This is a genomic window from Pseudomonas sp. FG47, from assembly GCF_057809115.1.
Genome location: NZ_JBMDJI010000002.1, coordinates 1 through 12,701 on the forward strand (window position 1 = coordinate 1; position 12,701 = coordinate 12,701).

Here is a 12,701-nt window from a genome sequence, read left to right on the forward strand (position 1 = left end):
CCCCATGTGAGAGTAGGTCATCGTCAAGATTCATTTCGCAAAACCCCTATCTGCGCGAGCAGGTAGGGGTTTTGTCTTTGTGGCGCAAAAATACTGTGCGCTCCCTGTAGGAGCGGCCTTGTGTCGCGATCGGGCGCGCAGCGGCCGCAAAACCTGCAGCCTCGGTCCTCCAGGAAATTCGCGTGGCCTGGACTACGGCCGCTGCGCGCCCGATCGCGACACGAGGCCGCCTACAGAGGGACGCGTCGTGACTTTCAGCCCCGCGCCAACTCGGCCAGATGCACCTTGGCCTCTTCGCTCTTGAGCACCAGCACATCGCTTTCCAGCGAGTCCAGCACCACCTCTGCGGTATTGCCGATCAGCGCCCCAGAGATGCCGGTCCGCGCCACAGTGCCGACAATGGTCACAGCGGCATCGAGTTTCTTCTCGGTATGCGGAATCAACACATCTGCCGGCCCTTCAGCGATGTGCAGGCGATCATCACTGATATCGAACTCCGCCTGGAACGCCTTGCAGGCCTCTCGATAGCGTTGTTCGATGGTCTCCGTGAGCTGGTAGACCGGGTCAGCCGCCGACAGCATGGGCGAGGGGTGGGCACTGATCACATGCAGCTCGCCTTTGGCCAGGCTGGCAATGTCATAGCCATGGTCGATGATACTGGCATGCAACAGGCGATGGGCTTCGTCCTGGTTACCGACATCCACAGCGGCCAGGATCTTGCCTCCCGTCCAGGGCCGTTCGCTCTTGACCATCAGCACTGCGCAAGGGCATTCGCGCAGCAGTTTCCAGTCACTGGGCGTCAACAATGCCTTGCGCAGCGGGTTGTCGGGGCGATGCTCCTTGATCACCAGCTCACAACCCTCGGCCTGCTGCACATGGATGATCGATTTGTGCAGGTTGTCCTCCCAATGCTGCTGATGGGTGACGTTGTCGTAGCCATCGTCGTGCAACTGGCTGCTGAGCAAGCTGAGCAGCGCATCATGGTCCTGCTTCTTGTCGCACATCAGCAGGTGCAGGCGCGCGCCGGTCACCCCGGCAATCAGCTTGGCCCGGGTCAGGGCGCGGCTGTGGGCATGCTCGGGGTCGAGGACGACAAGGATGCTGCGAACGGCTTGCATGGGCATGAACTCCCTTCAGAATGGCGGCCAATGCCTGACTATAGACGGCGCTGCTCCGCCTGCCGCTTGATATGTATCAAGCATAGCCACTGGCACAGGGCGCCGTCGCCGGTATAATCGCCGACCCTGCCGATGTCCTGTGTGGTTGCGAGTGTCATGTCCCTGATTCCTGAAATCGACGCCTTCCTGGGTTGCCGTACCCCCGATGCCTGGATCGAGGCCGCCCTGGCCGACCAGGAAACCCTGTTGATCGATCACAAGAATTGCGAGTTCAAGGCCGCCAGCACGGCGCTGAGCCTGATCGCCAAGTACAACACCCACCTCGATCTGATCAACATGATGTCGCGCCTGGCCCGTGAAGAGCTGGTGCACCATGAGCAGGTGCTGCGCCTGATGAAGCGCCGTGGCGTGCCGCTGCGGCCGGTGTCGGCCGGGCGCTATGCCTCAGGCCTGCGACGTCTGGTGCGGGCCCATGAGCCGGTCAAGCTGGTGGACACCTTGGTGGTCGGCGCCTTCATCGAGGCGCGCAGCTGCGAGCGCTTCGCCGCCCTGGTACCGCATTTGGACGAAGAGCTCGGCACCTTCTACCACGGCCTGCTCAAGAGCGAGGCGCGGCATTACCAGGGCTACCTGAAGCTGGCCCACCAGTACGGTGATGTAGCGGATATCGCCCGGGTCGTCGACTTGGTGCGTGAAGCGGAGGCCGAGCTGATCAGCTCACCCGACCAGGAACTGCGTTTCCACAGCGGTATTCCGCAGGCCCTGGCCGCCTAGCTGATTACTGGCGACGCCCCAGCAGCAGGCCAACCACCAGGCCGAAACCGGCGGACACTGCCACGGTCTGCCAGGGGTGCCCGCCGATGTATTGCTGGGTCGCCTCGACTACAGGCTGGGCCTTCTGGCCCAGGCGACTGGTGGCGTCGCGGGCCTGGCGCAGCTTCAGGCCCAGTTGCGCGCGCAGAGTATCGGCATCCTCGCCGACCAATGAAGCGCTGTCGCTGAGCAGCCGTTCCGACTCCTCGATCAATGCCTGCAGTTCGCTGAACACCTGGTCCTTGATCTGGTCGCTGTCGGCTTGCGCGGCGTTTTTCCTGGCCATGTACACATCCTCGTGAAGGGTAGGGAGTTGAACAGTGGATGCCACGGCGCCGGGAAAGTTGCAGCGGCGTTCCGGTGGCCTGGCCCTACAGTGTAAGATAGCGGCCATTTCCAGCGGCAGGTATTACCCCCATGAGTTTCAATCTGGCCAATTTGAGCTTCCAGGAACGGGCGCAGATCGAGGCGGAGAAGTCCCGCTTGTTCGAGTTTTGGCAGAGCAACCTGGGCAAGGCCAAGGGCGAGGCGGCGCGCTTGATCGCCGAGAAGCCGCGGCGCAAAGGCAAATGGGCGGAATGGGTGCGCGCCGAACTCGAGGGCATGTCGCCACCAGAGTTCACCAATCTGGTGCGCAGCGAGGTCAACAAGATGATGGCCGCCGCCAGCAACAACCGCTGAGTCAGGCGAACACCTCCAGCACCGCCGCACGCACTCGCTCCACCAGCGGGTCCAGCGGCCCGCTGCTGCGCCAGCCCAGCTCGATCGGGTAGCGTGGCAGCGCCAGTGGGCAGGGCAGTACCCGCAGCCCGGCATTGGCGGCAATCGCCCTGGCCGCATGGCTGGGCAGGGTGGCCAGATAACGGGTGCCCTTGAGCAAGTGCCCTAGCGCGGCAAAATGGCTGGTGGCCGCGCAAATCGTGCGATGCTTGCCCACGGCGGCCAGGGCTTCGTCGACAATCCCCACGAAACCACCAGACGACACCAGGATCTGTTCCCGTTCGACGAAGGCGTCGAGGCTCAGCTGTGCCTGACCGGGCGCCAGGCTAGTCGGATCGACCAGGCACTGGTAGTCACCGTCGCCGAGCACCACGCGGCTGAGCAGGCGCTGGGCAAAGCCGCCCGAGGTCAGCGCCAGGTCCAGGCTGCGCTCCAGCAAGCCCTGCGCGACGATCTGGCTGTGGGTCTGGCGAAAGATCAGGCGCAGCCCCGGGGCCTGCCGGCGTACCGCGGCGATCAGGGCCTGGCCGTAGGCGATTTCGAAATCGTCCGATAGCCCCAGGCTCAGCGACCGGCCCTCGAAGTGATTGGCTTCGGGGTCGAGCAACGCCAGGCTTTGCCTGCACTTGCCCAAAGCCTCGCTGATCAGCGGCTTGAGCTGGTTGGCGCGCAGGGTCGGGCTCAGGCCGCGGCCGGTGCGCACGAACAGCGGGTCGTCATACACCTGGCGCAGGCGGCGCAGGGCGGCACTGACCGCTGACTGGGTCAGGCCCAGGCGCAAGGCGGCGCGGCTTGCGCCCCCTTCGTCATGCAGTGCTTCGAAGACTTTCAGCAGGTTCAGGTCGATGTCGATGATATTCATAAGGTCAATATCATTCAGTAGTGAAGTGGGCTTTATTCATGAGTGCAGCGCGCTGGAGAATCTACCAGACCTTTACCCTGACTGGAGTCTCGAGAAATGCCCAAGTCCATCGTCGCCGCGCTGCAGATCGGCTCGTTGCCTGAAGGCAAGGCCGCCACCCTGGAACAGATCATTGGCTATGAACAGGCCATTCGCGACAGCGGCGCCAGCCTGGTGGTGATGCCCGAAGCGTTGCTGGGGGGGTACCCGAAAGGCGAGGGTTTCGGCACGCAACTGGGCTATCGCCTGCCCGAGGGCCGCGAGGCCTTTGCCCGCTACTTTGCCAACGCCATCGACGTACCAGGCGCCGAGACCGACGCACTGGCGCAGCTTTCGGCACGGACCGGCGCAAGCCTGGTACTCGGGGTCATCGAGCGCAGTGGCAACACCTTGTATTGCACTGTGCTGTTCTTCGAGCCGGAGGCAGGTCTGGTGGCCAAGCACCGCAAGCTGATGCCCACCGGTACCGAGCGGTTGATCTGGGGCAAGGGCGACGGCTCGACGCTGGCGGTGGTGGACAGCCGCGCCGGGCGTCTCGGCGCCGCGGTGTGCTGGGAGAACTACATGCCGCTGCTGCGTACCGCGATGTACGCCAAGGGCGTGCAGCTGTGGTGTGCGCCGACCGTCGACGAGCGGGACCTGTGGCAGGTGAGCATGCGCCACATCGCCGCTGAAGGGCGCTGTTTCGTCATCAGCGCCTGCCAGGTGCAGGACTCGCCGGTGGTCCTGGGCCTGGACGTGCCCAATTGGCCCGCCGAGCGGCCGCTGATCAATGGCGGCAGCGTGATCGTCGGCCCGCTGGGCGAGGTATTGGCAGGGCCCCTGGTGGCCACGCGCGGGCTATTGACCGCCGAGGTCGATACCGCGCAACTGGTGCAGGCCCGCTACGATTTCGACGTGGTCGGCCACTATGCGCGGCCAGATGTGTTCGAGCTGTGCGTGGACGAGCGCGCCCGCCCGGGCGTGCGTTTCGTCGCCGACTGACCGCTACCAGCCGGCCTGTGTCGGGCCGGGCAGGTCGAGCTTGCCCTTGTCGGTGAAGCGCACCGTGCCCAGCGGGCCACCGGCAAGCTTGCCGCGCAGCACATAAGGCAGGCCTTGTAGCGACTCGACCCGGCTCAGGCCATAGGCCTGGCGCAGGAAGGCGAAGGCGGTGATGCTCACCGGCACCACGAGCACCGCCTCGTCGTAACGGCCGATGTGCCCGCGCTGGTCGCTCACGCCGGCGGCCAGGGGTTGATCGTTGACCTCCAGGTTCAAGGCGATGCCGTTGAAATCCACGGGCGCCTCGTTGGGGTTCTGCACGCGGATCTTCACCGCCATGCGCAGCTCCAGGTCCTGGCCGGGCAGGGGATCGATGCCGATCACGCTGATCGTCAGCGGATCGCGGTTGTGGAACAGCGCGCAGGCGTTCAAGCCCAGGCACAACAGCAGGATCAGGCAGCAGCGGACGAACATGGCGATGACGGTCTCGGCTCACGGGCGAGCTGGCAGTGTGGCAAATACCCAGCGGCGTTGAAAGTATGGCCCTATATGAAAGATACTGTTTCTCATTAACGACCGATAACTCTTCCCGATCTCTACCCATGGCGATCTCTCCCGTGTCCGGGCTGCTGGCCAGTTTCCAGGAGCACTACGACGACCTGTTGCAGTTCCTGACCCGGCGCATGAGCGACCGCCAGCGCGCCGCCGATGTCGCCCAGGAAACCTACCTCAAGCTGGTCAAGGTCGACGGCCAGGCGGTGCAGGTGCTGCATGCGCGCAGCTTCATCTTCCGCGTGGCCGGCAACCTGGCCATCGATGCCCTGCGCCGCGAGCAGCGCCTGGCGGCCAGCCACGAGGACAGCGATGGCGCTACCGCGTTGGCCTGCCCGGCGCCACCGCCAGAGGCCGCGTTGCTGGCCCATGAGCGCCTGCAGATCCTCGACGAGGCGTTGTTGCAACTGCCCCGCAATGCCCGCCAGGCGCTGTTGCTCAACCGTGTCGAAGGCCTGACCCAGGCGCAGATCGCGCAACGGCTGGGCGTTTCCGAGAGCATGGTGGCAAAATACATCGGCCAGGCCCTGCGCCATTGCCGTGACTGGCTCAAGCACAACCATGACTGAAGCCCACGCCATGCCCAACTGCCAACCCCTCAGTGCGCTGTCCGACGATGCCCTCGACTGGCAGGTGTTGCTGCACGCGGGCAATGCCACGGCCGCCGATCGCGCGCGCTACCAGCGCTGGTGCCAGTTGAGCCGGGCGCATGCAGAGGCGGCGGCTGAGGCCGAGGCGCTGTGGCGAGACCTGGGCCACACCTCGACCGCCAAGGCTCGCCCGGCACCAGCGCGGCCGTGGCGGCGGCTATCGGCGATTGCCGCGTCGCTGGTGCTGTGCATGGCCGGCTATGTAGCCTGGCAGCAGGTGCCAGCCTGGCGGGCGGATTACCACACGGCTGTCGGCCAGCGTTACAGCCTGACCCTGGCCGACGGTTCGCGGGTCACGCTCAACAGCGCCAGCGCCTTGTCGGTGGTTTACAGCGAACATGAGCGCAAGGTCGTGCTGGAGGCGGGCGAGGCGCTGTTCGAGACGGTCGCCGACCCACGCCCGTTCGTGGTGCAGGCCGCAGGCGCGCCGGTGACCGGCAACGCTGCAGTGTTCAGCGTGCGCCGGCAACCCGGCGGTGACCAGGTACTGTTGGCCGAAGGCCAGGCGCAAGTGGCCGGCCAAGCCCTGCAACCTGCGCCGGATGCCGGTACCCGCACGGCCTGGCAGCGCGGCAAGCTGATCTTCAACGGCAAGCCGCTAGGCCAGGTGCTGGCGGAGCTTGAGCGCTACCAGCATGGCCGTATCGTGATTCCCGACCATCAGCTCGCGGCCCTGGAAGTCAGCGGCGTGTTCGATCTCGACGACCCCCATGCGCTGTTGCGCACCCTCGAACAACGCTACGGGTTGAAAGTCACCTACCTGCCGTTCCTGGCGGTGGTGTACTGAGCCCTGCGAGTCGGCAATCGAAATTTTTTTCATTTACCACTGCAAGTTCATCTCAGCCAGATCGTCGTAGGGGCACTGATCAGCCAACCCTCTTTCCTCCGACTGTCTGGAAGCTCTTTCGTGAAGGCTACGCTCCCGCACCGCTTCAAACATGCCTTGCTGTCCTGCACTGCCCTGGCCTCCCTGGCCGGGCCGCCGCTGGTCGAGGCCGCCACCGACGCCCCCGCTGGCAGCGCCCAGGCCCGCCAGGTCAGGCTCGAGCTGCCGGCTCAGCCGCTGGACCAGGCCCTCACCACATTCGCCGACCAGGCCGGGCTGCACCTGCTCTACACCACCTCGGACGTGGCCGACCTGCAGGCGCCGGCGCTCAGCGGCAGCTACAGCCTGGAGCAGGCGTTGCAATCCTTGCTGGCTGGCAGCGGCGTCAGCTACCAGTTCAACGACGCGCGCACGGTCACCCTGCGCCGCGTCGCGCCGCCGCAGAGTGTCAACCTCAAGCCTATCGAGGTCAGCGTGGCATCGCGCACCAGCACCGCGATCAGCGAGATCCCCGGTACGGTCTGGGTGGTCGACCAGCAGCAGTTGCGCGAGCAGATCGACAGCGGCGTCAGCCTCAAGGAGGCTATCGGCAAGCTGGTGCCAGGCCTGGACCTGGCGCCGGAAGGGCGTACCAACTACGGCCAGAACATGCGCGGTCGTGAAGTGCTGGTGATGATCGACGGTGTGAGCCAGAACAGCTCCCGCGGCCTGTCGCGGCAGTTCGACAGCATTTCCCCGTTCAACGTCGAGCGGGTCGAGGTGCTGTCCGGGGCCAGCGCCATCTACGGTGGTGGCGCCACCGGCGGGATCATCAACATCGTCACCAAGAAGGGCGAGGCGGGCCCGCTACGTTTCGAAACCCAGTTGGGCGCCAGCAGTGGTTTCAACAACAGCGATGACCTGTCGACCCGTATCGCCCAGTCGATCAGCGGCGGCAACGAGCGGATCAATGCCCGCCTGGGGATTTCCGGCGAGCAGAACGAGGCGTTCTACGACGGTGCCGGCGAGCAGATCTTCATCGACAACACCCAGACCGACCTGCAGTACAACCGCAGCCTCGACCTGCTCGGTACCCTGGGCCTGACCCTGAGCGATGAACAGAGCCTGGACCTGCTGGCCCAGTACTACGACTCCGGCAACCATGGCAGCACCGGCATCTACTTCCCCAACCTGCGTCACAACGCGCCCTCGGACCTTGAAAACGCCGAGCTGCGCGGCGGTTATTCATCCGACCTGCAGCCGCGTACCCGACGCTTGCTGCTCAACGCCAATTACCACCACCGCGACCTGCTCGGCCAGGACTTCTACCTGCAGGCCTCGTACCGCAAGGAAAACGACAACTTCTACCCGTTCCCCTACTACAACACCGGCAAGCCTACCGGTTCGCGCGGCGTGTACTTCGCCGCGTCGCAGCAGAACTTCGAGGTTTCCAGCCTCAAGGCACTGTTCGCCAAGCAGTGGGATACCCTCAAGCTGACCTACGGTGTCGACTTCGACCGCGAGCGCTTCAACGCCGAGCAGACCACCTTCGATGCACGAGTCTCGTCTGCAAGCGGCGGCCTGGACCTGGACAAGGCCAGCAAGGCGCCGCGCTACCCCAGCTACCGGGTCGATGGCGTGTCGTTCTACAGCCAGCTCGACTGGCACGCCACCGACAACCTGACCCTGTCCGGTGGCGCCCGCCGCCAGCAGATGGATGTCCAGGTCAGCGACTTCAAGAGCGTGCCAGGCGGCAGCAACGACTACCAGGTGAACCTGTACAACCTCGGCGCCATCTACGACTTCAAGAACGGTCACCAGGTATGGAGCAACTACGGCGAAGGCTTCGAATTGCCCGACCCGGCCAAGTACTACGGCAAGCCGGGCCTATCGGTGGGCGACAACCCGCTGGCCGGGATCAAGAGCCGCCAGGTGGAGCTGGGCTGGCGCTATGCCGACCTGGACTGGAACGCCCAGGCGGCGCTGTACTACATCTGGTCGGACAAGGTCATCAATGTCGATTCCGCCACCCTGACCATCGATGTCGAGGAGCAGAAACGTCGTGATTTCGGCTTCGAAGGGGCATTGACTCGCTATTTGCACAACGGTTGGGAGGCCGGAGGCACCATGCACCTGGTGCGCTCGCAAGAGGAGGACGCCGACGGCGACTGGATCAAGCGCGACGCCCGCTATGCCTCGCTGTCCAAGGCCACCGCCTTCGTCGGCTGGAAGGGCGATGGCCGCACGGCGCGGTTGCAGGCCAATCATGCCTTCACCCTGCGCGACGATGCCCATCACCAGATCGACGGCTACACCACCTTTGATCTGCTGGGCAGTCAGGAGACCGGCTTCGGCACCTTCAGCGCCGGTGTGCAAAACCTGTTCGACAAGCAGTACAGCACGGTGTGGGGCCAACGGGCGACGCTGTTCTACGCGCCGACTTACGGGCCGGCTTACCTGTACGACTACCAGGGCCGTGGGCGGACCTACACCTTGACCTGGAACCTCGTCTATTGAGCATGGGCGCGGGTTGATCGGCGGGCTTGCCCCAAGCTAACGCCCACGCTCGGCAAATGCTGCGCCCAGGTCCTCGATGAACGCCAGCATGGCTTCCCCGGGCGCCTGGCCGCGGTGTCGGGCCAGGGTGAAGGGCACGCTGAAATCCAGCGCGGGGTCCAACGCCCGCAACCAGCCCTGGGCCTCCCATGGCGCGGCGCAGTGGCAGGGTAGGTAACCGATGTGCCGGCCAGAGAGGATGAAGGTCAAGGCGCTGTCGATCTGCTCGGCCAAGGCCATGCTGCGCCGGCTCTGGAAGGGTTCACCCTGTTTCAGAAAGCGGTAGGGATGGCGCACTTGGTCGGCATCGAGCAATTGCGCGCGGCTCACCTCGGCGGCCTGGAACAGCGCGTGGCCCTTGCCGCAGTACAGGCGTTGGCGCTCCTCGAACAACGGCCGGTAGTCGAACGCCGCCTGGTTACCGGAAAAATAGCTGATGGCGCAATCCAGGCGCTGCTCCAACAACAGGCGTTCCAACTCGGCGGGCGGGGCGCAGGTCAGCTCCAGCTGTACCGACTCCTCGCGCTGGCGAAACCGTGCTATGGCCTGGGCGATACACAGGGTCACAGGCCCATCCTGGTTCTCCGCCAGGCCGATGCGCAACGTGCCCAGCAGGCGCCCGGCCACGCCGTTGGCCTGCTGGCGGAACTGCTCGATCTGCAGCAACAGGCCACGGGTCGCCTGCAATAACTGCGCGCCCTTTTCCGTCAGGCGAAAGCCACCTTTACCGCGGCTGCACAGGCGATAGCCCAGGCGTGTCTCCAGATTGGCCATCTGCTGGCTGATGCTCGGCTGGCTGAGCCCCAGCACGCCCTGGGCTGCGCTGAAGCCGCCGGCCTCGACTACAGTGACGAACAGCCGCAGCAGGTGTAGGTCGAGGTCGTGCAGTTGTCCCAGCATCACATTGCTCCCGATGAATGTCAGCTTTGCAAAGTTGCCATTTTTGCAATGTAACCCGGCCGGCATGCTGGCGGCACCCACCCCCAAACCGAGGTGCCCGCCATGCGTCGAACGTTGTGCCTGCTGCCACTGCTGATCGCCCTGCCGCTGCAGGCCGAGGAGAAAGTCGTCAACCTGTACAGCTGGGCCGACTATGTCGCCCCGCAGACCCTCGAGCGCTTCGAGCAGGAAACCGGCTACAAGGTCCGCTACGACACCTTTGACACCACCGAGGTGCTGGAAACCAAGCTGCTGACCGGCGGCAGCGGCTATGACGTGGTGGTACCCTCGGCCACGGTGCTGGCCCGCGCGCTCAAGGCCGGCGCCTTGCAGCCGCTGCAGGCACAGGCGATGGCAGGCTATGCCAACCTCGACCCTGACCTGCTGGCCAAGCTGGCCGAGGCCGACCCGGGCAATCGCCATGCCGTGCCCTACACCTGGGGCACCCTGGGCCTGGGGGTTAACGTCGAGGCGGTGCGCCAGCGCCTGGGCGAAGTGCCACTGGACAGCCTCGACCTGTTGTTCAAGCCTGAATATGCCAGCCGTCTGAAAGATTGCGGCATCGCCATGCCCGACTCGCCCCAGGAGGTGATTGGGGTGGCCCTGAACTACCTGGGCAAGGACCCGTACAGCCAGAGCAAGGCTGACCTGGATGCGGCGCAGCAACTGCTGATGCAACTGCAGCCGTCGATCAGCTACGTGGCCAACGGCCGGCAGATCAACGACCTGGCCAATGGCAGCGTGTGCCTGGCGTTGACCTACAACGGCGACGCCGCCATGGCCGCCGACCAGGCGCGCCGCGCCGGCAAGCCGTTCGCGCTGATCTACCGCATTCCCCGCGAAGGCACCCTGGTCTGGCAGGACAACCTGGTGATCCCCAAGGACGCCCCGCATCCCGAGGCTGCCCGGGCCTTCATCGCCTTCATGCTGCGCCCCGAATCGGTGGCGGCACTGACCAACACGCTGTTCTTCGCCAATGCCAACCAGGCGGCCACGCCGCTGGTGGACGAGGCCATCCGCGACGACCCGGACATCTACCCCCCGGCCACGGTGCGCCAGCGCCTGTTCGCCGACCGCAGCATGGCGCTGGCCGACCTGCGCCAGCGCAATCGCCTGTGGACCACTTTCCGCAGCCGCCAATGACCACCACAGGAGCGCAACCGTGGACCTCGCCCAAAACAACGACCAGGCCATCACCCGTGACAGCCTCTACGGCACCGCCGCCGAGAGCACCTACGCTGGCATCACCAGTTTTTCCCGGCGCCGTTATAGCCGCGATCTGCGCGGTGTCGACGTGGTGGTCAGCGGCGTGCCGTTCGACACCGCCACCAGCAACCGCCCGGGCGCGCGCTTCGGGCCGCGGGCGATCCGCGCCGCCTCGGTGCAACAGGCCTGGGCCCGCCATTGGCCGTGGACATTCGACCCGTTCGACCAACTGGCGGTGATTGATTACGGCGACTGCGCCTTCGACAGCGGTACCCCGGCCTCGGTCCCAGCCAGCATCGAGGCCCATGCCGAGCGCATCCTCGAGGCCGGCTGCGCGATGCTCACCCTCGGTGGCGATCACTTCATCAGCTACCCGCTGCTCAAGGCCCACGCCCGGCGCCACGGCCCGCTGGCGCTGATCCACTTCGACGCCCACAGCGATACCTGGCCGGACGAGGAGGGCCAGCGCATCGACCACGGCACCATGTTCTGGCATGCCGCGCGCGAAGGTTTGGTGGACCCGGCACGCTCGGTGCAGATCGGCCTGCGCACCACCAACGACGACAGCCAGGGCTTCGCCGTCCTCGATGCGCGCCAGGTGCACCGCCAGGGCACCGAGGCGATCATCGCGGCGATCCGCGCGCGGGTGGGGGACATGCCGGTGTACCTGACCTTCGATATCGACTGTCTCGACCCAGCCTTCGCCCCAGGTACCGGCACGCCGGTGTGCGGCGGGCTGAGCACGGTGCAGGCGCTGGAGATCCTCGGCGGCCTGCGCGGGATCAACCTGGTGGGCATGGACCTGGTGGAGGTGGCGCCGGCCTACGACCATGCCGATATCACCGCGCTGGCCGGGGCGACCTTGGCAATGGAGATGCTGTGCCTGTATGCCGCCCGGCACAAGGTCGACAAGCACCTAGCGCAAGGGTGAGAGGTGACTTGCCCCGCGACAAGGCCCGATTGGGCCTGGGTCATCGCGGGGAACGCCCGCTCCAAGCACTACGAGGAGCCATACTGAAACATCAGGAATCATCTCCACGCGGATTGCCACCTTTGCGTCGAACCCTGCGCGCCTTAGGCTATCCAACCCTGGAGCGCGCCTTTTCGTACCGGAGGTGAAGCATGAACGCCACACTGCCAACCCTGGCCCTCGGCCTGTTGCTGGCCCTGCCGCTCCAGGCTGCGCCGTTGCCACCATTGGCCGCCAACGACAGCAACAACCCCTACAACAGCCCGATCATGCGGGCCAACCCCAACAGCCGTCAGGGCAGCGTGCCGGCTGCGCCGCCCGTGCGCGGCCCGTCCACCCAGCCCAACCCGCGCCCACCTACCCTGGACAACCGCGGCATCGGCAACGGCGAAAACCTGCGCCGCGAGCAACAGACCCCGAACCTGCAACCCACCCGGCCACCGCGCGACTCGCAACGCGTGCCGTGAGCCCCTGCGAAGGATCCGAG

13 protein-coding genes and 1 pseudogene are annotated in these 12,701 nt (G+C 65.5%); 9 read left to right on the forward strand and 5 right to left on the reverse strand.

The features are described from left to right. Positions 1-254: 254 nt before the first annotated feature. Positions 255-1,118 carry a universal stress protein gene (locus ACODS5_RS02745; RefSeq protein ID WP_489107846.1) on the reverse strand — a complete coding sequence of 288 codons (864 nt, stop codon included), beginning with the start codon at positions 1,116-1,118 and terminating at the stop codon, positions 255-257. A 156-nt stretch (positions 1,119-1,274) separates the two neighbouring features. On the opposite strand from ACODS5_RS02745, the gene ACODS5_RS02750 reads away from it, so the two are divergent. Continuing rightward, entirely contained in the window at positions 1,275-1,892 is a 618-nt protein-coding gene (locus ACODS5_RS02750; RefSeq protein WP_134693217.1) for a MiaE family protein, read from the forward strand. A 4-nt stretch (positions 1,893-1,896) separates the two neighbouring features. Here ACODS5_RS02750 and ACODS5_RS02755 read toward each other — a convergent pair whose 3' ends face one another. After that, complete coding sequence (locus tag ACODS5_RS02755; RefSeq protein ID WP_134693216.1) at positions 1,897-2,217, reverse strand: ElaB/YgaM/YqjD family protein; 321 nt, start codon at positions 2,215-2,217, stop codon at positions 1,897-1,899. Positions 2,218-2,348: 131 nt separating this feature from the next. Between ACODS5_RS02755 and ACODS5_RS02760 the strand changes: the two genes are divergently transcribed. After that, positions 2,349-2,612 carry a hypothetical protein gene (locus tag ACODS5_RS02760; RefSeq protein ID WP_134693215.1) on the forward strand — a complete coding sequence of 88 codons (264 nt, stop codon included), beginning with the start codon at positions 2,349-2,351 and terminating at the stop codon, positions 2,610-2,612. 1 nt (position 2,613) lies between these two features. On the opposite strand, the gene ACODS5_RS02765 is transcribed toward ACODS5_RS02760, so the two are convergent. Continuing rightward, positions 2,614-3,522 carry a LysR substrate-binding domain-containing protein gene (locus tag ACODS5_RS02765; protein WP_489108021.1) on the reverse strand — a complete coding sequence of 303 codons (909 nt, stop codon included), beginning with the start codon at positions 3,520-3,522 and terminating at the stop codon, positions 2,614-2,616. 87 nt (positions 3,523-3,609) lie between these two features. Here ACODS5_RS02765 and ACODS5_RS02770 point away from each other — a divergent pair, with 87 nt between their 5' ends. Then, a complete protein-coding gene (locus ACODS5_RS02770; RefSeq protein WP_489107847.1) occupies positions 3,610-4,536 on the forward strand; it encodes a carbon-nitrogen hydrolase family protein in 927 nt (308 codons plus the stop codon). Positions 4,537-4,539: 3 nt separating this feature from the next. Here the strand turns inward: ACODS5_RS02770 and ACODS5_RS02775 are convergent, their stop codons facing one another. Further along, entirely contained in the window at positions 4,540-5,010 is a 471-nt protein-coding gene (locus ACODS5_RS02775) for an LEA/WHy family protein (protein ID WP_489107848.1), read from the reverse strand. A 128-nt stretch (positions 5,011-5,138) separates the two neighbouring features. On the opposite strand from ACODS5_RS02775, the pseudogene ACODS5_RS02780 reads away from it, so the two are divergent. The 3 genes and pseudogenes from ACODS5_RS02780 to ACODS5_RS02790 all read left to right on the forward strand — a co-directional run. Continuing rightward, positions 5,139-5,645, forward strand: a pseudogene (locus ACODS5_RS02780) (RNA polymerase sigma factor); the annotation flags it as partial. 4 nt (positions 5,646-5,649) lie between these two features. Further along, positions 5,650-6,525 (forward strand): FecR family protein, encoded by an 876-nt coding sequence (locus ACODS5_RS02785; protein WP_256660308.1) that lies wholly within the window; start codon positions 5,650-5,652, stop codon positions 6,523-6,525. Positions 6,526-6,645: 120 nt separating this feature from the next. Beyond that, positions 6,646-9,060 carry a TonB-dependent receptor gene (locus ACODS5_RS02790; RefSeq protein ID WP_489107849.1) on the forward strand — a complete coding sequence of 805 codons (2,415 nt, stop codon included), beginning with the start codon at positions 6,646-6,648 and terminating at the stop codon, positions 9,058-9,060. A gap of 36 nt (positions 9,061-9,096) precedes the next feature. Here the strand turns inward: ACODS5_RS02790 and ACODS5_RS02795 are convergent, their stop codons facing one another. Further along, positions 9,097-9,999 (reverse strand): LysR family transcriptional regulator, encoded by a 903-nt coding sequence (locus ACODS5_RS02795; RefSeq protein WP_489107850.1) that lies wholly within the window; start codon positions 9,997-9,999, stop codon positions 9,097-9,099. 102 nt (positions 10,000-10,101) lie between these two features. Here ACODS5_RS02795 and ACODS5_RS02800 point away from each other — a divergent pair, with 102 nt between their 5' ends. From ACODS5_RS02800 to ACODS5_RS02810, 3 genes are all read left to right on the forward strand, one after another. Beyond that, positions 10,102-11,181 carry an extracellular solute-binding protein gene (locus ACODS5_RS02800; protein WP_134693208.1) on the forward strand — a complete coding sequence of 360 codons (1,080 nt, stop codon included), beginning with the start codon at positions 10,102-10,104 and terminating at the stop codon, positions 11,179-11,181. A 19-nt stretch (positions 11,182-11,200) separates the two neighbouring features. Continuing rightward, positions 11,201-12,175, forward strand: coding sequence for an agmatinase (speB, locus tag ACODS5_RS02805; protein ID WP_134693207.1), 975 nt, complete (start codon positions 11,201-11,203; stop codon positions 12,173-12,175). A 191-nt stretch (positions 12,176-12,366) separates the two neighbouring features. Then, a complete protein-coding gene (locus ACODS5_RS02810; RefSeq protein WP_134693206.1) occupies positions 12,367-12,681 on the forward strand; it encodes a hypothetical protein in 315 nt (104 codons plus the stop codon). Positions 12,682-12,701: the final 20 nt, after the last annotated feature.

Coding starts and splice junctions, on each gene's coding strand:
- ACODS5_RS02775 (WP_489107848.1), bottom strand. CDS start 5,010: ATGTTCGTCCGCTGCTGCCTGATCCTGCTGTTGTGCCTGGGCTTGAAC.
- ACODS5_RS02750 (WP_134693217.1), top strand. CDS start 1,275: ATGTCCCTGATTCCTGAAATCGACGCCTTCCTGGGTTGCCGTACCCCC.
- ACODS5_RS02800 (WP_134693208.1), top strand. CDS start 10,102: ATGCGTCGAACGTTGTGCCTGCTGCCACTGCTGATCGCCCTGCCGCTG.
- ACODS5_RS02810 (WP_134693206.1), top strand. CDS start 12,367: ATGAACGCCACACTGCCAACCCTGGCCCTCGGCCTGTTGCTGGCCCTG.
- ACODS5_RS02755 (WP_134693216.1), bottom strand. CDS start 2,217: ATGGCCAGGAAAAACGCCGCGCAAGCCGACAGCGACCAGATCAAGGAC.
- ACODS5_RS02770 (WP_489107847.1), top strand. CDS start 3,610: ATGCCCAAGTCCATCGTCGCCGCGCTGCAGATCGGCTCGTTGCCTGAA.
- ACODS5_RS02745 (WP_489107846.1), bottom strand. CDS start 1,118: ATGCAAGCCGTTCGCAGCATCCTTGTCGTCCTCGACCCCGAGCATGCC.
- ACODS5_RS02760 (WP_134693215.1), top strand. CDS start 2,349: ATGAGTTTCAATCTGGCCAATTTGAGCTTCCAGGAACGGGCGCAGATC.
- ACODS5_RS02795 (WP_489107850.1), bottom strand. CDS start 9,999: ATGCTGGGACAACTGCACGACCTCGACCTACACCTGCTGCGGCTGTTC.
- ACODS5_RS02785 (WP_256660308.1), top strand. CDS start 5,650: ATGACTGAAGCCCACGCCATGCCCAACTGCCAACCCCTCAGTGCGCTG.